We start from the raw sequence: 20,970 nt of genomic DNA on the forward strand, positions 1-20,970 counted from the left end.
AGATCATTCATGAATATTGCGATTGTCGGTACGGGTTTCGTTGCCGATTATTACATGACCACCTTGCGCAATTACCCCGAGCTTGTGCTGCGCGGTGTCTATGATCGGTCGCCGGAACGGCTCAAGGCGTTTGCAGCGCATTATGGCGCGCAGGTCTATGATAGTTTCGACGCCGTGTTGGCCGATCCGGACGTGCAGATCGTCGTCAATCTGACGACGCCGGAAAGCCATTACGAGATCTCGCGGGCGGTATTGGCGGCGGGCAAGCATGTCTATTCCGAAAAGCCGCTTGCGATGAGTTTCGATGAGGCCAAGGCGCTGGTCGATTTTGCCGCGAGCCGTGGCCTGACACTGGCCGCAGCGCCTGCCAACGGTCTCAGCGATGCGCAGAAACTGGTCTCGTCCGCAATCGACGCTGTTGGCACGCCGCGTCTGGTCTATGCACAGATGGAAGACGGCCCTGTGTTTCGCGACAGATGGTCGACATGGCGCTCGCAGTCCGGCGCGGTCTGGCCCGGCCTGCACGAATTTGAAATCGGCTGTACGCTTGAACATGCAGGCTATGCGCTGTCATGGCTGGTTTCGCTGTTCGGTCCGGTGGAAAGCGTGACGGCGTTTTCCGCGATCACCTTTCCCGACAAGGGGCCGGGCACCGAGCATCTTCAGATGGCTCCCGATTTTTCCGTCGGTTGCCTGCGTTTCAAGTCGGGCCTCGTGGCGCGGCTGACATCGGGTCTGGCCATGCCGCGTGATCGCAGCCTGACGGTGGTGGGCGACAAGGGCTCGATCAGCGTTGACGATCTGTGGGACAATCGCTCTGCCGTGCGTCTTGAGAAGGCGGATGAAAAGACACGGTTCTGGGCGCGGCTGTTCATCATTCTCGAAGTGCGGATCGGCAAATTCCTATCGTGGAAGCCCGTCGCGGGCAAGAAGCTGCCCTATCCGAAGGGCAGCAAAGCTGCTTTGCCGTCCTTTCCGTCGCAGATCGATTTTGCGCGCGGTATCGTCGATCAGGCGCGCGCCATCCAAACGGGAGAGACGGCGTTCTTTTCCGGCGATGTGGCGCTGCACATCACCGAAATTGCATTGGCGCTCAACAATGCTGGTGATAGCGCAGTTCCATATAAAATGAAGAGCAGTTTCTAATCCCGCGATACGATCCGATGCAGAATGTCCGCCACGGCTGTACTGTCCGCCAGCGGCATGACCGGACTTGAAATCGCACCGTTCACAACAGCATCGCGCACGGCAAGCGCCTGAAACTGAAGGCCGTTGCCGGAAAAGGCGTGGCTTTCGATTTTACGGCCCGGCAGGGGCAGGCGGTTGATGATCTTGCCGATCAGGCCGGAGCCTTTGCCCGGACCGAAGGGCGATTTCAATGCACCAGCGGAATAGATCGTCAGACGCTGGGCTTTCAGGAAAGGCCCGTGCAGCAAGAGCGCGCCCTTGGTTCCCGTGATCAGCATGCGATTGTCGCCGTCCCGGTCGAAGCCGCAGGACAGTCGGGCTTCTGCATCGGGCCAGGACAGTTCAATCTCCGTGCGCAGGTCGACGCCATTGTCCGCGCGCTTGCAGCGACCCTGCGAGCGCTCCGGCGCTCCCATGAAGAACAGCGCCAGCGAGACCGGATAGACGCCGAGGTCGAATGCCGCCCCGCCGCCAAGTTCGGGATCGAAGAAGCGGCTCTGTCGATCATAGGCGCGAAGATAGGAGAGGTCTGCCTCGATGCGCGTGACCTTGCCGATAGTGCCGGTCTCAATATGCTGCTTCGCCGCCTGTATGGCAGGCAGAAACCGCGACCACATCGCTTCCATCACGAAAGTCCGGCTGATTTCGCTGGCTGCGGCAAGACGCGCTGCCCCTGCAGCATCGAGCGCCAGCGGCTTTTCGGTCAGGCAGGGTTTGCCTGCGGCGATGACCTGCAAGGTCTGGGCGACATGCATGGCGCTGGGTGTCGCGACATAGACCGCATTGATATCCGGGTCGGCAAGAAATGTACCCACTGCGTTGAAGGTCTTGTCGGCGCCGACACGGTTGCCGAAGACTTCCGCTGCTTCCAGCGTGCGCGAGCACACGGCGGAAACGCGCATGCCGTCAATGGCCGCAATATCGGCTGCAAAGGCGCTGGCAATGGCGCCAGTTCCCCATATTCCCCAGCGGAACTCGTCTCGCGCGTTTTTCTGTTGCAATCTGCGCCTCGTCCTGCCTGCATTCACATAAATGTCTTATAACCTATGATAGCAGGCCAGGAGAGTTTTTTCCCTTCGAGAAATATTCTCCTGAACAATAATTGGCTCCCTAACAAAAGGGCGGCCAAAGCGATAGATGGGATGAGGATCATGGGTGCTGGATTTGTCGTGGCCGTTGCACGCGATGGCGAACATCGCTTTTCCAAGCAGCCCGTAGCGGAAATCCATATCCTCACCGGGCTCGGCGTCGAGGGCGATGCGCATCAGGGCACAACGGTAAAGCACCGTTCGCGCGTGAAAGTGGACCCGACCCAGCCAAATCTGCGACAGGTACATCTCATTCAGGCCGAACTTTTCGACGAACTGGCGGAAAAAGGCTTTCAGATTGCGCCTGCCGATCTTGGCGAGAATGTCACCACGCGCGGCGTTGATCTGCTGGGCCTGCCGAGGGACGCATTGCTGAAAATCGGCAAGGATGTGGTGTTGCAGGTGACAGGCCTGCGCAATCCGTGCCCGCAGATCGAAAACTTCCAGAAGGGTCTTCTCTCGGCAGTGCTCGACAAGACGCCCGATGGGGAAGTGATCCGCAAGACGGGCGTCATGACCATCGTTCTGTCCGGTGGGCATGTGCGCGCCGACGATCCGATTGAGGTCGAGCTGCCGCCTCTGCCGCATATCAAGCTGGAACGGGTTTAAAATCCCAGTCCTGTTGTTGCAGCCATTTGCAGAAAGCTGCGATGGCAGCGACGCGCAGATGCGCTTTCGGGAAGACAAGATAAAAGCCCGGCACCTTTGCTTCTGGCATGGTGCTCATGATCTCGCGCCCAAAAGGCGCGACGAGACGCCCAAGCTTGAGGTCTTCCTCCGCATCGGCGATGGAGAGCAGTCCGACGCCCAGGCCCGCCACGGTGGCGCGGCGCATGGTGGCGGCGTCTTGCAGGCGCATATTGCCCGCCGCCGGGTCGAAGGCCACGCCCATATGCGCCAGAACATCGGCCCACAGGTCGCCTGAAAGCACGGGATGCAGCAGGGTCATCATGAGAAGATCGGCGGGTGACGCGATTTGGCGTGCCAGATCGGGCGTACAGCAGATCACCTTGACGTCGCGGGTCAGAAGTCTGGTCTCATAGTTTTTCCAGCTGCCCTGAATATCGCCTTCAAAACCCCATTGTATGGCGACATCCACATCGTCGCGGGCAAAGTCCGGCAGCTCCACCATGGTTGTCAGGCGCAGATCGGCTCCGGGCACAATGTCGCGAAAGCCGCCCAGCTTCTCGAGCAGATAGCGCGTCGCAAAATAGGGGCTGGCATTGATATTGATCCGGTCGCGAGGGCCGGTCTTGCTGATGCGACGGATACCCTCGGCAAATTCGGCAAAGCCGGACTGGACATAGTGGCCGAGCAGAATGGCATTCTCGGTCGGTTCGACCGTGCGCCCCTTCCGCTCAAAGAGTTGAACGCCAGTCGTTTCTTCAAGCTGCTTGATCTGCTGGCTGACAGCTTGCGGGCTGACCAGAAGATCGTCGGCGGCGCTGCGAAAACTGCGGTGGCGCATGACCGCGTGAAACACACGCAGCGCGTTGAGAGGGGGCAGTCTGACAGTCCGCTCGCTCATATCGCTCCATCAAGAATGCCGGCTGATCATCTATTTGGTTTTGCCGGAAACGCTATTTTCTATGTCATCGGCCCGAAGATCAGAACTGATTTCGGGCCGATGTTGCATTTTATTTCACTTGGTCGACACATAGCCCTTCGAAATATCTTCGGCGCGGGCTTGCGGGTCGCGGTTCTGTGGCTCGCCGTAACCACCACCGCCCGGCAGTTGCAGCACCAGCCTCCGGCCCGACGGGACATGCTGCCAGCCTTTCGGCTTCAGCTTGGTGCCGTCATCCAGAGCCACCACGCCCGGCGCGCCTTCGCTGCCGCCATTGCGGCCTCTGGCACGATGGTGAACGCGGTCGAACATCGCCGAAAAATCAAATTCGTGGCCGGGAATGGCCTCGATTTCAATCGTCTGACCGAGGCCGCCGCGATATTCGCCGTCGCCGCCGGAATCGGGACGCAGTTCCTTGCGCCAGACGACAATCGGCCCTGTATGCTCGGTCGCCTCAATCGGCATGGTCATCACCCCGGACGGGAAAGCGGTTGCCGACAGGCCGTCAAGCTCCGGACGTGCGCCCATGCCGCCGGAGTTGAACATCAGGATTTCGGCTTTGCGTCCGGTTTGACCTGCCACGGGACGCGCCGAAATGTGGATGTTCCACAACGCGGCAGCGCCTTCGGCCAGAATCTGGCCGGGCAGGGCCTTGGCCAGCGCACCGAGCACGAGGTCTGGAACCATATGGCCGATGACGTGGCGCAGTGACACCGGGGCGGGGCGCTCGGCATTCAGGATGTTGACCGGCGAGGAGATCGTGAACAGTTCCAGCGACGCCCAGTTGTTGGGGATATCCGGCGCGATCACGCATTTCAGGGCATAGCAGGCATAGGCCTTGGTGTAGATGATCGGGACATTGATGCCCCAAGGGCTGACGGCATCGCTGCCCGCAAAATCGACATTGACCGCGTCGCCTTCAATCTCGACCTTCGCCGCGAGGCTGATCGGCTTGTCGTAACCATCGGTGACAAGTTCGTTCGACCACTGGCCCTTCGGCAATGCGCGGATGCGATCCAGCGTCGCGGCGCGGGTCCGCGCAAAGATGAACTCGCCCAGCATGTCGAGCGATGTCAGGCCGATTTCCTGCATCATGTCGATGAGGCGGTTATGGCCGACATCGTTACAGGCGGCGAGCGAATAGAAATCGCCGACAACCTGATTGGGCTCGCGCACATTGGCGCGCAGCATGCGCACCAGATCCTTGTTCACCGCGCCACGCTCGGCAAACTTCATGATCGGAATCTGGATGCCCTCTTCATAGACCGACTTGCCGTCGGCGCCAAAGCCGCGACCACCGACATCGACCACATGCGCCGTACAGGCAAAGAAGCCGACCAGCGTGTCGCCGAGGAAGGACGGCGACACCATGGTGATGTCGTGCAGATGGCCGGTGCCTTTCCATGGATCGTTGGTGACATAGGTGTCGCCGGGATACATCTCCTCGCGCGGGATTTCGGCCATGAAATGCAGCACGGCCTCGGCCATGGTGTTCACATGTCCGGGCGTGCCGGTCACGGCCTGCGCCAGCATGCGTCCCTGCGGGTCGAACACACCGGCGGACAGGTCGCCCGCCTCGCGAACCGAGGTGGAGAAGGCCGTGCGCAGAAGGGTGAGCGCCTGTTCCTCGACAACCGAGATCAGACGGTTCCACATGACCTGCATGCGGATTTCCTGTGTCGCGTCGCTCATGCTGCTGTTTCCTTGCGCAGGAGAAGAAGGGCGCCGTCATCCTGCATGACCACATCGAAGGGCGAGGTGACAACGGTGGAGGTTTCCCGTTCGACGATCACGGCTGGGCCGCTGACGCGCGCGCCGGGTGCAAGCGTGTGGCGTTCCACAATGGCGGTCGTCAGATTGGCGGCCTCCGCGGGGTCGAAGACGGCGCGGGTAACCGGCGTTTCAACGGTCGAGCGACCGAAGGTCAGCACATGGCGTTCCGGTGCGGGGCGCTCGTCCTGCGCCTTGACCGACCAGGTCACGATCTCGATTTCAAGACCATCCAGCCCATCAATGGCGCGACCGAAGAAACGGGCATAATTTTGCCGGAAGCTGTCGCGGATCAGTTCTGCGTCGGCTTCGGTAAAGCTGCGGTCGGGCAGCGTCACCGGGATTTCCCAGCCCTGACCGACATAGCGCATGAAGGCGGTGATTTCACGCAGCACCTTTCCGTTCGTGCCTGCGCGGACAAAGCCTTCCGCCGTCGTCTTCAGTTCGTCCAGAAGCGTGTTGACGCTGGCAGCCTTGAAGTCCGACATGCGAACGATCTTCGAGGCCAGCGCCTCATAGCCGAATGGCGCCTTGAGAAAGCCGATGGCCGAGCCCACGCCTGCGCCAGTAGGGATCAGGCACTGGCCGATGCCGAGCTTTTCGCACAGGCGCGCCGCATGCAGCGGGGCCGCGCCGCCAAAGGCGATCATGATATTGTCGGAAATATTCTTGCCGTTTTCCACCGCGTGAACGCGGGCGGCGTTGGCCATGTTCTCGTCCACCACTTCGCAGATGCCGAAGGCGGCAGGCTCGACGGCGATGTTTAGTTTGTCTCCCACATCGCGCGCCACGGCTTTGGCGGCATTCTCCACCGATAGCCGGATTGCGCCACCGGCAAAATTATCCGGGTCAAGCTTGCCGAGCAGCAGATCGGCATCGGTGATGGCGGGGCGTTCGCCGCCGCGCTGATAGGAGGCCGGGCCGGGTTCGGAAGCTGCCGATTCCGGGCCGGTCTGGATGCGGCCCATGGCGTCTACCCATGCGATAGAGCCGCCGCCCGCGCCGATCTCGATCATCTCGATCACCGGAATGGAGATCGGCATGCCCGATCCTTTGCAGAAGCGATAGGTGCGGGCCACTTCGAATGTGCGGGCAGTCTTGGGAGCAAAATCTTCGATCAGGCAGATCTTGGCGGTCGTGCCGCCCATGTCATAGCTTACCACTCTGTCGAGGCCAAAGCGCTGCGCCACATCGGCAGCAAAGATCGCACCGCCTGCCGGTCCTGATTCAACAAGACGCACCGGGAATTCGGATGCGGTCTCTACGGTGATCAGCCCGCCGCCGGAGTGGATGAGGAAGACCGGGCACTTTGCGCCCATCTCCGCCAGACGCACCTGCAAGCGGGAGAGATAATCCGCCATCTGCGGACGCACATAGGCATTGGCGCATACGGTGTTGAAGCGCTCGAACTCGCGCATCTGCGGCGAGACTTCGGAGGAAATGGAAACCGGCACAGAAACCTTGCGCGCGATGATATCGCGGGCGCGGCGCTCGTGGTCCGGGTTCATATAGGAGTGGATGAAGCCAATGGCCACAGCGCCGAAACCACCCGCGGCAATGGTGTCGGCAATGGCCTCCAGCGCCGCTTCGTCGAGGGCCAGCAGTTCCTGCCCCTGCGCGCCGATGCGCCCTTTGACTGCAAAGCGATCCTCACGCGGGATCAGCGGCTTCGGCAGGCGCAGATTGAGATCATATTGCTCGAAGCGGCTTTCGGTACGCATTTCGATGACATCGCGAAAGCCATCCGTCGTCACAAAGGCGGTACGCGCGCCGCGACGTTCGATCAGCGCGTTGGTGGCCAGTGTGGTGCCATGAATGACAATGTCGAGATCGGCGGGGCTGATGCCCGCATCGCGGGTCACAATGGCAATGCCGTCGAGGATCGCCTGTTCGGGCGCGCTGTAATTGGTCAGAACCTTCGTGGAATAGAGCGCGCCTTTGCATTCGAGCGCGATGTCGGTGAAGGTGCCGCCGATATCAGCGCCAAGGCGGATGGTCTGGCTCATGCTGGTTCCTTTTTAGTGCGCATCCCGAAAAGTGTGAAACGGTTTTCGGAAAAGATGCGCGTTAAAATAAACAGCTAAACTGCTGATCTGATCCAATCAGACCGGCACCTTAGCGAGGGCTGCGGCGCGCATCTGGCTGAGCGTCTGGCGCGGTGTCAGCGCTTCGGGCGAAATGTCGAGATCGAGCACAGCGCCGCTGCGCGATGCGCGGGCGCGGGCAAAAGCGGCAGGGAAGTCTTCCGTCCGCTCAACGCGCTCCGCGTGAAAGCCATAGGCCTTGGCAAGCGCCACGAAATCGGGGTTGTCCATGGTCGTTCCAGACACACGACCCGGATAGTTGCGCTCCTGATGGGCGCGGATCGTACCATAGATACCGTTGTTGAGGATGAGCACGATGGGTTGCGCGCCAGCCTGTTTGGCGGTTGCCAGTTCCTGACAGTTCATCTGGAAATCACCATCACCGGCAAAGCAGACAACCGTGCGCTCCGGAAAGGCCACCTTCGCGGCGACAGCCGCGGGGAGGCCATAGCCCATTGCGCCCGATTGCGGTGCGAGCAGGCGGCTCTTCTTGCCGAATTTGAAGAACTTGTTGGGCCAGACGGTGAAATTGCCTGCGCCATTGGTAAGAATGGCGTCTTCGGGCAGCACATCGCGGACATGCTCCATGGCCACCACCATATCGACGGGCGAGGGCTGCGAAGGCGCCGAAAAACTCGCCTCGAAAGCGGCGCGGGCATCGACCCGCCACTTGCTCCAGTCGCCTTTGATTGGCTTCAAGGCCGTAGCAAAAGCATTGGGGCCAGCCTGAATACCAAGCGTCGGCTGGTAGATCTTGCCGATCTCCCGGTCCGAACCGTGGACATGGATGAGCTTTTGCGCCGGAACCGGCACGGACAGTAGCGTATAGCCATCCGTTGTCATTTCGCCGAAGCGGACATTGATCGCGAGGATCAGGTCGGCATCGCGGATCAGCGCCTTGACATGCGGCAGCATGCCGACGCCTGCCTCGCCAACGAAGGCGGGCGAGAAATTGTCGAACTGGTCCTGATAGCGGAAGGCAGCGACAACCGGAATGTCGGAGGCTTCAGCGTAGTTTTGCAGGGCGTCGCGTCCGGCCCCAGTCCAGTTGATGCCGCCCATCAGGATGACAGGCCGCCTGGCTGCTCCGAGCAAGGTTTGCACGTCGTTCAAACCGGCGGCGGAAGGTGCCGCTTCGCTGATCTTTGCGGGGCCGGAAAGGGGGGCTGCATCTGTTGCCGAGGTCAGCATATCTTCCGGCAGGGCGATGACCACCGGGCCGGGGCGTCCCGTGGTCGCCGTCGTCCAGGCGCGGGCCAGAATTTCTGGAATACGGTCGATATCATCGATCTCGGTCGCCCATTTGGCCATGGTGCCGAAGACGGCGCGGTAATCGATTTCCTGAAAGGCTTCACGGCCCTTCATATCGGTTCCGACCTGTCCGACAAAGATCAGCATCGGCACGGAATCCTGCATGGCGGTGTGAATGCCGATGGAGGCGTTGGTAACGCCGGGACCGCGTGTGACGAAGCAGAGGCCGGGTTCGCCGGTGAGCTTGCCCCAGGCTGCTGCCATGAAGGAAGCGCCACCTTCGTTGCGACACAGAACGAAGTCGAGCGCGCCTCTGGTATCGTGCAATGCGTCGAGCACGGCGAGATAGCTTTCTCCCGGCACGCCGAAAGATTTTCTTGCTCCCAAAGCGACGAGGCTTTCGACGAGAAGCTGGCCTCCGTTACGCATCCCTGATTCCTTCCTGTGCGCCTTTTCGGCAATCACCTTGTGAATGATCATGCCAGCCGGAGCGTTTTCACGAAATCAAGATATTCCGGCAATTGGCAAGTTTTACTTGTCTATCGTTGGAGCTGTGCGTGGGCTTTTCGCGCGCGCATAGCTGTTCGGTGCGCGACTCTTGCGAGCCATGCCCGGTATGATGGTGATGAAACGACAAAGGCGACGCAGAGCGTCGCCGTCGCCTTATTTTTCCTGAAACTTGACCATGGAGCCGCCGCCGGTCGCCTGATCGGTCGGGAAGACTTCGACGCGGGAAACATCGACGAAGACCGGCAGTTCGATCACCTGACCGATGATCTGGGCAATGTTTTCCGGCTGGATCGGGCGATACCCATCGTAAAGCACGGCTTGTGCCTGATTGTCGGGGATCGATGTCCGGTAGAGTGCAGTCTGCACCCGGCCCGGTACGATTTCGCTGACGCGTACCGAAGTGCCCAGAAGGTCGCAACGCAGATTGTCGCAGAACAGGCTCAAGCCAGCCTTGGAGGGGCCGTAAGCGCCCATATTCGGATAAGGCGCCTGACCGCCGCTCGATCCGATATAGATGAGGTGACCGCGCTTGCGTGCCACCATGCCGGGCAGAAAGGCGCGGGTCAGATGCATCGGCGCTTTGAGATTGATATCGACCATGGCATCGATCTCGTCGGGGTCAATCTCGTGAAACAAAGCGCGGGTGGAAAGAATGCCCGCATTGTTGATCAGGATGTCGACCTCGACGCCGGAAAGTGCAGCCTCGATTGCTTTCGTGTCGCGCACATCGGCCTCAACCGTGAGCGCACCAGTTTCTGCGGCTAGTGCTGCCAGCGCCTGACTGTTGCGACCGACGGCATAGACGGTCAGCCCGCGCTCGCGCAGCCGCGCGACGGTGGCCTTGCCGATGCCGCTCGTGGCGCCGGTGACAAGCGCAACGCGGTAGGGATCAGACATAGATATAGCCTCCGCTGACCACCACATTCTCACCGGTGGCATAGGTATTGCGGCCGGAAGCCATCATGACGATCCACTGCGCCATTTCCACCGGCTCGGCGGCACGTCCAAGCGCGCTTGCCTTTGCCAGTTCCGGCAGGAAGCCCAGTTCCTTGGCGCGGTCGGTTGCAAAGCCCGCCGGTGCAACGGAATTGACCAGAATCTGGTCCTTGGCGCATTCCTGCGCGAAGGATTTGGTCAGGCTGACAACAGCCGCCTTTGTGGCTGCATAATGGGCGTTTTGCGGATGCGCCTTGAAGGCGTCGACCGAGGTGACATTGACGATGCGGCCCGTGACATGAGGCACATCGACGAACTGTCGCATATGAAGAACGGCGGCCACCATCATGTGATAGGTGCCCTTGACGTTGATGGCGTTTTCCAGATCCCAGTCTTCATCTGTGATTTCAAGGATTGGCTTGCGCGGATAGATGGCTGCGCTGTTGACGAGCGCATGCACGCGGCCTAGCTTGCCGGCGACGTCGTTGAAGCCCTTATGGGCAGATTCGGCTCGCGAAATATCTGCGACCGAAGTCGCGACTTCAACGCCCAGTCCGCGCAAGGTTTCCGCGGAACTGGCGAGTAGTTCCGCATTGCGGTCTATGAGGCCGATTTTGGCCGCTCCGTTTTCCACCATCAGCTTTGCTGTCGTCAAACCCAGTCCCGAAGCGCCGCCGACAATGATAATGGTCTGATCTTTCACGTTCCGCCTCTTATTGGTCTTGCGTGGGAAGAATTGTATGTTATCACTTATATGCCAAGTTGAAGGCGATGCAAGAGGTTTTTTGAGTCCCACATGATTCCGTCCCTGATCAGGAAACAGCCCTTCAATGGCCTGACACTCGAACTCTCGCAACACCTGGCCCAGGCGGGCTTTCAAGGTGAAGTGGAGGTCGGTGACAGCTCGCGTACCGTCTATTCCACCGACAATTCCATCTATCAGGTGGAGCCGACCGGCATCGTATTTCCCAAGGGAACCGACGACCTGAAAATTCTTGCAACGGTTCTGGAACAGCCTGCATTTCGTGACGTGGTGATTTCGCCGCGCGGCGGCGGCACCGGCACCAATGGCCAGTCCCTGACGACCGGTATCGTGGTTGACTGCTCGCGCCATATGAACCGCATTCTGGAAATCGATACGGAAAGGCGCGTGGCCCGCGTTCAATCCGGTGTGGTGAAGGATCAGCTCAACAAGGCATTGAAGCCTTATGGCCTGTTTTTCGCACCGGAGCTTTCCACCTCCAACCGCGCCACCATTGGCGGCATGGTCAGCACCGATGCATGCGGGCAGGGCTCGTGCCTTTATGGCAAGACCAGCAATCACATTCTGGGGCTGCATGTCGTCCTGACCAATGGAGAGGCGTTGTGGTCCCGCCCGCTCGACGGACCGGCGCTGGCGCAGGCTCAGGCGAAGCCCGGCCGTGTCGGTGAGATCTATCGCGCCGTCGAACGCATCGCGACCGAGAAGCGGGCGCTGATCGACGAGATTTTCCCCAATCTCAACCGCTATATGACGGGCTATGATCTGAAGCATCTGTGGCGCGAGGATGGTCGCTTCGACCTCAACGCCATTCTGTGCGGGTCGGAAGGCACACTGGCCATGATCGCGGAGATCGAGGTCAATCTTCTGCCGATCCCGGCGCATGCGCTGCTGATCAATATCCGCTACGACAGTTTCAACACAGCGCTGGAACATGCCCGCGCGCTGGTGGCGCTGAAGGTCGCCTCGGTCGAAACCATCGACGAGAAGGTGCTGGGTCTCGCCAAGAAGGATATTGTCTGGCCGGGCATTGCTCGGTTCTTCCCGGATGATGCCAGCAGCCCGACCAATGGTATCAACATTGTCGAGCTGGTGGCCGATGACGCAGATGAGCTGGAAAGCAAGTTCCGCGACGTGATCGCCGCGCTCGATGCCGATCAGTCCGGCGGTGGCAAGCCTTACACCATTGCGCGCGATCCGAAGGACATCGAGGCGATCTGGACGATGCGCAAGCGCTCGGTTGGTCTGCTTGGCAATGTCGACGGGCCGGTGCGTCCGGTGCCTTTCGTGGAAGACACGGCGGTTCCGCCGGAAAACCTCGCCGCCTATATTCGCGAATTCCGGGCGCTTCTGGACGGAGAAGGCCTCAGCTACGGCATGTTCGGCCATGTCGATGCGGGCGTGCTGCATGTGCGCCCGGCGCTTGATCTGACGCGGACCGATCACGAGCCGCTGGTACGCAAGATCAGCGACGGCGTGGTTGCGCTGACGCGCAAATATGGCGGCGTGCTGTGGGGTGAACATGGCAAGGGCGTGCGTTCGGAATATGTGCCCGAATTCTTTGGTGCGCTTTATCCGAGCCTGCAGGAAATCAAGGGTCTGTTCGACCCGCGCAACCGGCTCAATCCCGGCAAGATTGCAACGCCGTCTTCGCAGGCACTGTTGAAGATTGATGAAGTGCCGCTGCGCGGTCAGTTCGACCGGATCATCGGTCTGGAAATCCGCGAGGCTTTCGACAACGCGGCCTATTGCAACGGCAATGGCGCCTGTTTCGATTTCGACGATGCCAGCCTGATGTGCCCTTCCTACAAGGCAACGCGCGACCGTCGTTATTCACCGAAAGGCCGCGCTTCGCTGATGCGCGAATGGTTGCGGCTGATGGCGGAGAGCGGGAAAGACCCGCGCAAGGAAGCCGGACAGGCCCGCAACGCCGGTGCCATTCGCACGCTGCCTGCACGGCTGTGGAACTCGATCAACCCAGCCAATCGCAACGATTTCTCGCATGAAGTGCGCGAGGCGATGGATAGCTGCCTCGCCTGCAAGGCCTGCGCCGGGCAATGTCCGGTAAAGGTCAGCGTTCCGGCGTTCCGGGCCAAGTTCCTTGAGATCTACTATGGACGCTATGTCCGCCCGATCAAGGATATGATGGTGGCGAGCATCGAGAACACGCTGCCTTTGTTCGCGCGGCTGAAGCCTGCTTACAATGCATGGGTGCGGTCCGGTCTGGGTCGCGCTGCCATGCGCCGGGCCGGGCTGACGGCCTTGCCGGAAATGCCCGCTCTGTCGCTGACACGTGAAGCGCAGCGCATGGGTGTGGCTGTGGCAACACCTGAACGCATGCGCAAACTTTCGGATGCGCAGCGGCAACAGGCGGTTGTGTTCGTTCTGGATGCCTTCACGGCCCATTTCGATCCGGCTGTCGGGCTGTCGGCTCTGCAACTCGCCCGCAAGATGGGCTTTACGCCCTATCTCGCCGCGCCCAACCAGAACGGCAAGGCGCTGCATGTTCACGGCTATCTGGGCGCCTTCGAGAAAACCGCGTCGAAGTCCATCCGCTACCTCAACGAACTGGCGGAAATGGGCATTGCGCTGGTCGGTCTCGACCCTTCGATGACGCTGACCTATCGCAGCGAATATAAGGGTGTCGAGGCGGCGCGGATCAGGGCGCAGGTCAATCTGGTGCAGGAATGGCTGGAGGCCAATCGCGACCGTCTGCACGGGCTCGACAATGCGGCGCACGAAAAGCGTCTGCGTCTGCTCGGGCACTGCACGGAGCGCAGCAATGTTCCATCATCGATGAAACAATGGAAATCCGTGTTCCAGCAGATCGGCGTGGAACTGGATGTGCCGGAAACGGGCTGTTGCGGCATGGCGGGCACTTTCGGTCACGAGGTCCGCAATCGCCCGATTTCGGAAAAGCTGTTCGCTGCGAGCTGGAATGGTATTCTCGCATCGTCCGGCGAGAAGGATATAGTCATGGCCACCGGCTATTCTTGCCGTTCTCAGGTCAAGGCGATTGAACGCCGGTCCATCCGGCATCCTGTTCAGATACTCAATGAAATGGTACTGCCTCTATAGTTAGTCATCACGTGATTTATAAAATCAAATAACCAGCGCTGGAGTTAAATGTCGTGTCAATCATTACCCAACGCGGAAATCTGGCGGAAATTGTCGTCGCGGAACTGACGACCCGGATAGACTCGGGTCTCTATGGTCCGGGCGACAAGCTGCCGTCCAGCGCCCAGCTATGTGAAGAGTTTGGCGTCAGCAGAACTGTCATCCGCGAGGCGCTGACCTCGCTCAAGGTGGCAGGGCGTGTCACCACGCGGCAGGGCGCGGGCGTCTATGTCACGGACAAGGACGTGAAGGCGCTCAATTACGAGATCAGCCGGATCGACGATATTCGCTCCGCAATGCAGATTCTCGAATTGCGGCTTGGTGTGGAAATGCAGTCGGTGGCGCTTGCCGCCACTCGCCGCACGCCAGAGGCGCTGGCGGAAATCGCCCGCGCTTACGATCATCTGGAAAATCTGGAAACCGACGATCCGGAAGTCGAGGCACGCGCCGATTTCGATTTCCACCTTGCGATTGCGCGGGCAACCCGCAATCCGCATTTCCCGAGCTTTCTGGAAGCGGTGATCGGCGAGATCAACTTCGATCTGCTGCTGAAGCACCGCCAGCCCGTGCGGGCTTCGCGGTCCTACCTGAAGAAGATCAACAAGGAACATGCGATGATCCTTGCCGCGATCACGCAGGGCGATGCAAAGGCGGCGCGCAATGCGCTGGTCGCGCATCTGGAGGAAAGCCTCAATCGCTATCGCTCCTTGCTGGAAGAACCGGCCAGCGATGCGCTGACGGACTGAGCAGCGAAAATTACAAGAAAAGCCCGGAACCGGCGACGGTTTCGGGCTTTTTGATTTTGTCCGGAAGGCCGGTCAGATCACGGCATCTTCCAGGAATGGACGATTGACCGTCACGCGCTCATAGCCGAAGGGCGAGAGGTCGAGCGTTTTGAACGCGCCATAGATGATCAACTCGCTCAAGCCGCGCCCCATGGCTGGCGACTGCTGCAATCCGTGACCGGAAAACCCGTTGGCGAACAGGAGGTTCTTCACCTCGGTATGCGGTCCCAGAATGACATTGTGATCGAGCGTGCAATAGTCGTAATGGCCAGCCCATGAGTTGACGACCTTGATCGCCTCGAAGGCCGGAACGCGATTGGCCAAGGTCGGCCAGATTTCCTCGTCAAACTCGTCATGCATGACATCGAAATCGTTCGGATCGACTTCCGGGTCGTGTTTGGGATAGGTCCCCATCAGATAGAACTTGCCTTCAGGCCGGAAGAACACGCCGCTTGGGTCGATGGTAAGGCCCACCTTGCCTTCCAGTGGTGTGCGGCAATCGACGACGAACAGCGAACGGCGGCGCGGTTCGACCGGAATGTCCAGCCCGGCCATGCGGGCGACTTTCTTGCCGTTGGTGCCCGACGTGTTGACCATGGTGCCGCAGGCAATCGTCTGCCCGCTTTTGGTGGTCACGGAGACAATGCGGTCGCCCTCACGATTGACGGCCACCACCTCGTCCTCGATATATTCGACGCCAAGCGAGCGCGCCTTCTTGCGGAAACCCTGCATGAGCGCGGAACTGTCGAACCAGCCTTCGCCGCGTTCGCCGGTGCTGCCAAGAGTCAGCCCCTCAAGGTTGAGCCAGGGAAAGCGCTGGCCAAGGCCATCCACATCCAGCAGCGAAACTTCCGCGCCGCAGGAAACCTGTGTCTCATGATTGCGCCGCAGAACCTGATCGCCGCGGTCATCGGCGGCGAGGAACAGATAGCCTGCTTCGTGGAAGCCGATTTCCGGCGTGTCGTCGTCAACGGCCACGTTTTCGCGGAAATTGCGGATGAATTCCGTGCCGAAACGCGAAACCTGCACATTGATGGCGTTGGAAAACTGATGGCGGATAGAGCTGGACGACAGCGCCGTTGCCGAGCGCTGATAGGTCCAGTCCTTTTCGATCACCAGTATGGTGCCGCTGAAATCGGGGTTGGTCGCCAGAAAATAAGCAGTCGCGCTGCCCACAACCGCGCCGCCGACAATGACGACATCATAGGAAGTCTTGGGAGCCTGCATTGTAAGCCTACTTGTTTTCGTCTTCGAAATGACCGGCGGCGCAGAAGCTGCCACCCTGAAACCGGACTGCCGGATCGTTGGGATCGCCCTGCGGCGTCTTGGCGAAAACCGCATCGCGATAATCGTCGGCGCTGTCCTTGGCTTTGTAGCCAAGGACAGCGGCTGTGCGGTTGTCCCAGAAGGATTCGCTGTTGTTCGACATGCCATAGGCGACCATGAAACCGACACGCGGTGCCGACAGGCACTTCTCGACCAGCTGGCGGCAGTCTTCGAAGGACAGCCAGGTAATCAGATGGCGACGGTCGGTCGGTTCTGGAAAGGACGAGCCGATGCGCACGCAGACGGTTTCGATGCCGAACTTGTCGAAATAATACCGGGCCAGATTTTCCACGAAGGTTTTGGAGACGCCGTAAAGGCTGTCCGGGCGTGTTTGAACAGTGCCGTCGATGGTTTCCGTCCGCTCGTAATAGCCGATGGCATGGACCGAGCTTGCGAAGACGATGCGCTTCACGCCATGGCGGCGGGCTGCCTCGTAAATATTGTAGCCGCCAGAAATGTTGGAATCGAGGATGGTCTTCCATGGCGCTTCGACCGATTGTCCGCCCATATGTATGATGGCGTCGCAGCCTTCGACAGCGCGCGAAACCGCGTCAAAGTCCGCGAGATCGGCGGGGAAATCCTCTTCATGCGGCGCGAGATCCTGACACGGTTCCAGCGCCGACAAGCGCACGATCTGGCCCAGCCGCGTTCCCGATTTGCGCAGCTCCGATCCGAGGCGACCGGCAGCGCCGGTCAACAGCGTTCTTTGAAAGTGGGTCATGAGGAGGTCCTAATTAGCGAAGTTTTGCGAGGGCATCGGACGTGCGCTCGATGGCTGCGGTCAGGTTTTCCCGGGAGGTCGCGAAAGAGAGGCGGATGTAAGGTTCAACGCCGAAAGCCGCGCCGGGCACAGTGGCGACCTTGCCTTCGGTCAGAAGATAGGAAGCGAGCATTGTATCATTCGCAATCAGAGTGCCGTCCGGCGTCACTTTACCGATATAGGCGGCGCATTTCGGGAAGAGATAGAATGCACCTTCCGGCGCGCGCACTTCAAGCCCCGCAATGGCGCCAAAGCCCTTTGTCACCAGTTCGCCACGCGCCTTGTATTCCGCAACCGCCGTCCGCACGAAATCCTGCGGGCCGTTGAGAGCGGCCGCCGCCGCAACCTGCGTGATGGACGAGGGGCAGGTGGTGCTCTGCGACTGAAGCTTGTTGAGCACCTTGGTCAGTTCCTTCGGACCCGCCGCATAGCCGAGGCGCCAGCCGGTCATGGCATAGGCCTTGGAAACGCCGTTTATGATCAATGTGCGGTCGCGCAGATCGGGGCAGGCAATGGCGAATGACGTAAAAGGCGTGTCGCCACAGACGATGTGTTCGTAGATTTCATCCGACATGATCGCGACGCGCGGATGGCGCGCCAGCACTTCGCCCAGCGCCTTCAATTCATCCGCCGTATAGATCGCGCCGGTTGGATTGGATGGGGAGTTGAACAAAAACCAGCGGGTTTTCGGGGTGATTGCCGCTTCCAGCCGCTCCGGCGTGATCTTGAAATCGTCTTCCACACCGCAGGCGATCACTTTCGGCAGGCCGCCATGCAGGATCACCAGATCGGTATAGGACACCCAGTAAGGGGCTGGAACGATCACCTCATCGCCGGGCTCCAAGGTGCCGAGAAAGGCGTTGAACAGGATCTGCTTTGCGCCATTGCCGATGGAGATTTCATCCAGCGCATAGTCGAGACCGTTCTCGCGCCTGAACTTATCGACAATGGCCTGGCGCAGTTCGGGCAGGCCATCGGGTGCGGTATAGCGCGTGATGCCGCTGCGCATCGCGCCGATTGCCGCCTCGACAATATGCGACGGCGTATCAAAATCCGGCTCGCCGAGCGATAGGTCGAGGACGTTTTCGCCTCTGGCCCGCATGGCCTTGGCCGCCATCGAAACTGCCATCGACGGTGAGGATTTGATGGTCGCTGCGCGCCGGCTTTCGAACGCGATCATGTTCATGTCTGGTCTCCCTGGCCTGTGGTTCCTGGCTTGCTGCCGCTCACGGCATTTCTTTGTGCTGGGTCGTATGGAGGCGGGTGGAAGATCGGGCCGTCGGGGTCGGGAATTGATGCGTCTTGATGGTGTCTGGCCGCGCTCATTCGTATTTCCACTTGACGATCTTTAAATACGTCACTTATCATATATGTGTCAACATGAAAACAAGCCGCAAAAACGGCGATTCAGCTGGCCGGTTTTTGTTTGGTGGAGGTAATAGGCAAGCAAAATCAGACGATTGGCGCGATGCGACCAGTCGCGAGGAAATGGCGAGGGCCGAAAGAGTCCAGAACCTTTCCAGTGAGAATATAGAGCGATTTTGCCCCGAAAATGCATGCAAGCAAAGAGTTGGAGCGGTTCGAACACTTCCATCGGAACAGAAATCGCTTCGATAAGAACAACGGTTAAAACCAGAGGGAAACTCCATGAAATCCATCGCAAGACTTCTCGCCGGATCGGCCATCGCATCCGGTCTCCTGCTGTCGCAGGCCTTTGCCGCCGACACGATCAAGATCGGTGTTGCAGGCCCGATGACAGGCCCCAACGCTACATTCGGTGAACAGGTTTACAGTGGCGTTTCCGCTTATGTGAACGATGTGAACGCCAGCGGCGGCATCAATGGCAAGCAGATCGAGCTGGTGAAGGGCGACGATGCCTGCGAACCGAAGCAGGCGATTGCAGTTGCCAACCGTTTTGTCGATCAGGACAAGGTTCAGGCGGTGATCGGCCATTTCTGCTCGTCGAGCACCATCCCTGCTTCCGAAGTTTACAATGATGCAGGCATTCTGGAGATGGCTCCTGCATCCACCAATCCAACCGTGACCGAGCGCGGCCTTGAAACCGTGTTTCGCGGTTGCGGACGCGACGATCAGCAGGCAGTTGTTGCCGGTGCGTTCATTCTCGACACGTTGAAGCGGGACAAGATCGCGCTGATCCATGACAAGGACACTTATGGTCAGGGCCTCGTCGATGCGGTCAAGAAGACCATCGAAGCACGCGGCATCAAGCCGGTTCTCTATGAAGGGCTGACGCGCGGTGAGCGCGACTTCAATGCACTGGTGACCAAGATCAAAAGCTCCGGTGCAACGGCCGTTTATTTTGGCGGTCTTATTCCGGAAGGCGGCCCGCTGATCCGTCAGATCAAGGAACAGGGTCTGGATGTGGTTGTGGTGAGCGGCGATTCCTTCGCGCAGGCCGAGCTGATTGCGGCAGCTGGCGGCGCGGGCAATCTCAAGAATGTCTATTATTCGGCAACGCCGGACCCGCTGGCCGATCCGTCGACCAAGGGCGTTCAGGATGCGCTGAAGAAGGCCAATATCACCCCAGCCAACTACACGCTCTATGGCTACGCCAATGCGCAGGCCATCGTGGCTGCGTTGAAAGCGGGTGACGACATCAAGGCCCAGACCAACTGGCTGCGTAACAACACGGTTGATTCCGCCATTGGCAAGATCACCTGGGACGAGAAGGGCGACATCAAGGACTTCAAGTTCGTCTTCTATAATTTCGACGACAAGGGAACCCCAGTTCTCGTCAATTAAGGCTCTACCAGCTCCAGCCAGACCCTGCGGTCTGGCTGGTTCCTCCTTGCCTGAACCGCATCCGCAGCCCGTCATGCTGTTTGGCTGGATGCGTCGGACCAAGAGTTCAGATCGCATGTCGCTCTGAATGCAAAAGGGGTTGCCATGGACTTCTATATTCTGGCCCAGCAGCTGATCAATGGGATCACGCTGGGCGCTATCTACGGACTGATCGCTGTCGGCTACACGATGGTCTACGGGGTCATCCGCATGATCAATTTCGCTCATGGCGACGTCTATATGGTGTCGGCCTATATTGCCGCGATCACGCTTGCGGTGCTGGGCTTCTTCGGCGTTCAGTCGGTTCCTTTCGCGCTGATCTCGATCCTGATCATCACCTGCGCCATCACGGCGGTCTACGGGTGGGTGATCGAGCGCGTGGCCTACAGGCCGTTGCGCGGCTCCACCAAACTGGCGCCGCTGATTTCGGCGATTGGCATATCGCTGATGCTGCAAAGCTATGTTCAGATTTCGCAAGGCGCGCGCGATCAGGGCGTGCCGACGCTGATCCAGGGCGCTTTCCGGTTCGGCACCGAACAGCATTTCGCCCAGATCACCTATATGCAGACCGTGATCCTGCTGGCCTCATTGATCGCCATGGGCATTCTGACCTATGTGATCGGCTATACGCGCATTGGCCGTGAGTGCCGCGCGACCCAGCAAAATATCCGCATTTCTGCGATCCTCGGCGTCAATACCGACCGCACCATCTCCACCGTCTTCGTGATCGGCGCGGCGACGGCTGCCGTCGGCGGCGTGCTCGTGACCTTCAACTATGGCTCGTTCAATTTCTTCATCGGCTTCGTGATGGGCATCAAGGCCTTCACGGCGGCAGTGCTTGGCGGCATCGGCTCTCTGCCGGGCGCCGTGCTCGGCGGCATATTGCTTGGCCTCACCGAAGCGCTGTTCGCCGGTTATGTCAGCACGGACTACAAGGACGTCTTCGCCTTTGCCTTGCTGATTGTTCTTCTGTTCTTCCGTCCTTACGGCCTGCTCGGTCGTCCGGAAATCCAGAAAGTCTGAGGG

Annotated in this window: 16 protein-coding genes; 6 read left to right on the top strand and 10 right to left on the bottom strand. The window is 59.7% G+C overall.

Going from position 1 to position 20,970, the window contains the following annotated elements:
* Positions 1-9 precede the first annotated feature (9 nt).
* Positions 10-1,146 (top strand): Gfo/Idh/MocA family protein, encoded by a 1,137-nt coding sequence (locus FHW03_RS03940; RefSeq protein WP_182519466.1) that lies wholly within the window; start codon positions 10-12, stop codon positions 1,144-1,146.
* Here the strand turns inward: FHW03_RS03940 and FHW03_RS03945 are convergent.
* Positions 1,143-2,189, bottom strand: coding sequence for a Gfo/Idh/MocA family protein (locus tag FHW03_RS03945; RefSeq protein ID WP_182519467.1), 1,047 nt, complete (start codon positions 2,187-2,189; stop codon positions 1,143-1,145). The two genes, FHW03_RS03940 and FHW03_RS03945, sit on opposite strands and share 4 nt — an antisense overlap.
* Positions 2,190-2,339: 150 nt before the next feature.
* On the opposite strand from FHW03_RS03945, the gene FHW03_RS03950 reads away from it, so the two are divergent.
* The gene (locus FHW03_RS03950) at positions 2,340-2,885 is read left to right on the top strand and encodes an MOSC domain-containing protein (protein ID WP_182519468.1); all 546 of its coding nucleotides are present in this window, start codon (positions 2,340-2,342) and stop codon (positions 2,883-2,885) included.
* Here the strand turns inward: FHW03_RS03950 and FHW03_RS03955 are convergent.
* The 6 genes from FHW03_RS03955 to FHW03_RS03980 form a co-directional block, all read right to left on the bottom strand.
* Complete coding sequence (locus tag FHW03_RS03955; protein ID WP_182519469.1) at positions 2,866-3,804, bottom strand: LysR substrate-binding domain-containing protein; 939 nt, start codon at positions 3,802-3,804, stop codon at positions 2,866-2,868. The genes FHW03_RS03950 and FHW03_RS03955 overlap by 20 nt on opposite strands.
* A 114-nt stretch (positions 3,805-3,918) precedes the next feature.
* Positions 3,919-5,535 carry a hydantoinase B/oxoprolinase family protein gene (locus tag FHW03_RS03960; RefSeq protein WP_182519470.1) on the bottom strand — a complete coding sequence of 539 codons (1,617 nt, stop codon included), beginning with the start codon at positions 5,533-5,535 and terminating at the stop codon, positions 3,919-3,921.
* A complete protein-coding gene (locus FHW03_RS03965; RefSeq protein ID WP_182519471.1) occupies positions 5,532-7,619 on the bottom strand; it encodes a hydantoinase/oxoprolinase family protein in 2,088 nt (695 codons plus the stop codon). The genes FHW03_RS03960 and FHW03_RS03965 overlap by 4 nt, the downstream gene beginning before the upstream one ends.
* A gap of 96 nt (positions 7,620-7,715) precedes the next feature.
* Positions 7,716-9,377, bottom strand: a complete 1,662-nt coding sequence (locus FHW03_RS03970; protein WP_182519472.1) for a thiamine pyrophosphate-binding protein — start codon at positions 9,375-9,377, stop codon at positions 7,716-7,718.
* Between the two features lie 234 nt (positions 9,378-9,611).
* A complete protein-coding gene (locus FHW03_RS03975; protein ID WP_151588822.1) occupies positions 9,612-10,355 on the bottom strand; it encodes an SDR family oxidoreductase in 744 nt (247 codons plus the stop codon).
* Entirely contained in the window at positions 10,348-11,097 is a 750-nt protein-coding gene (locus FHW03_RS03980) for an SDR family NAD(P)-dependent oxidoreductase (protein ID WP_078339036.1), read from the bottom strand. Before FHW03_RS03980 ends, FHW03_RS03975 begins: the two co-directional genes overlap by 8 nt.
* Positions 11,098-11,190: 93 nt before the next feature.
* Between FHW03_RS03980 and FHW03_RS03985 the strand changes: the two genes are divergently transcribed.
* Together FHW03_RS03985 and FHW03_RS03990 are read left to right on the top strand one after the other, a co-directional pair.
* On the top strand, positions 11,191-14,232 hold the full coding sequence (locus FHW03_RS03985; protein ID WP_182519473.1) for an FAD-binding and (Fe-S)-binding domain-containing protein: 3,042 nt from the start codon (positions 11,191-11,193) through the stop codon (positions 14,230-14,232).
* Positions 14,233-14,285: 53 nt separating this feature from the next.
* Entirely contained in the window at positions 14,286-15,017 is a 732-nt protein-coding gene (locus FHW03_RS03990) for a FadR/GntR family transcriptional regulator (RefSeq protein ID WP_078339034.1), read from the top strand.
* 72 nt (positions 15,018-15,089) lie between these two features.
* Here the strand turns inward: FHW03_RS03990 and FHW03_RS03995 are convergent, their stop codons facing one another.
* The 3 genes from FHW03_RS03995 to FHW03_RS04005 are packed head-to-tail and all read right to left on the bottom strand — an operon-like array spanning position 15,090 to position 18,328.
* Positions 15,090-16,283 (bottom strand): FAD-binding oxidoreductase, encoded by a 1,194-nt coding sequence (locus tag FHW03_RS03995; RefSeq protein WP_182519474.1) that lies wholly within the window; start codon positions 16,281-16,283, stop codon positions 15,090-15,092.
* Between the two features lie 7 nt (positions 16,284-16,290).
* The gene (locus FHW03_RS04000; protein WP_182519475.1) at positions 16,291-17,103 is read right to left on the bottom strand and encodes an NAD(P)-dependent oxidoreductase; all 813 of its coding nucleotides are present in this window, start codon (positions 17,101-17,103) and stop codon (positions 16,291-16,293) included.
* Positions 17,104-17,116: 13 nt separating this feature from the next.
* On the bottom strand, positions 17,117-18,328 hold the full coding sequence (locus FHW03_RS04005; RefSeq protein ID WP_078339031.1) for a pyridoxal phosphate-dependent aminotransferase: 1,212 nt from the start codon (positions 18,326-18,328) through the stop codon (positions 17,117-17,119).
* A gap of 461 nt (positions 18,329-18,789) precedes the next feature.
* On the opposite strand from FHW03_RS04005, the gene FHW03_RS04010 reads away from it, so the two are divergent.
* Complete coding sequence (locus FHW03_RS04010; RefSeq protein WP_182519476.1) at positions 18,790-19,905, top strand: branched-chain amino acid ABC transporter substrate-binding protein; 1,116 nt, start codon at positions 18,790-18,792, stop codon at positions 19,903-19,905.
* Between the two features lie 144 nt (positions 19,906-20,049).
* Positions 20,050-20,967, top strand: coding sequence for a branched-chain amino acid ABC transporter permease LivH (locus tag FHW03_RS04015; protein ID WP_121539362.1), 918 nt, complete (start codon positions 20,050-20,052; stop codon positions 20,965-20,967).
* Positions 20,968-20,970: the final 3 nt, after the last annotated feature.

Source organism: Ochrobactrum sp. RH2CCR150, assembly GCA_014138095.1.
Lineage (GTDB): Bacteria > Pseudomonadota > Alphaproteobacteria > Rhizobiales > Rhizobiaceae > Brucella > Brucella gambitense.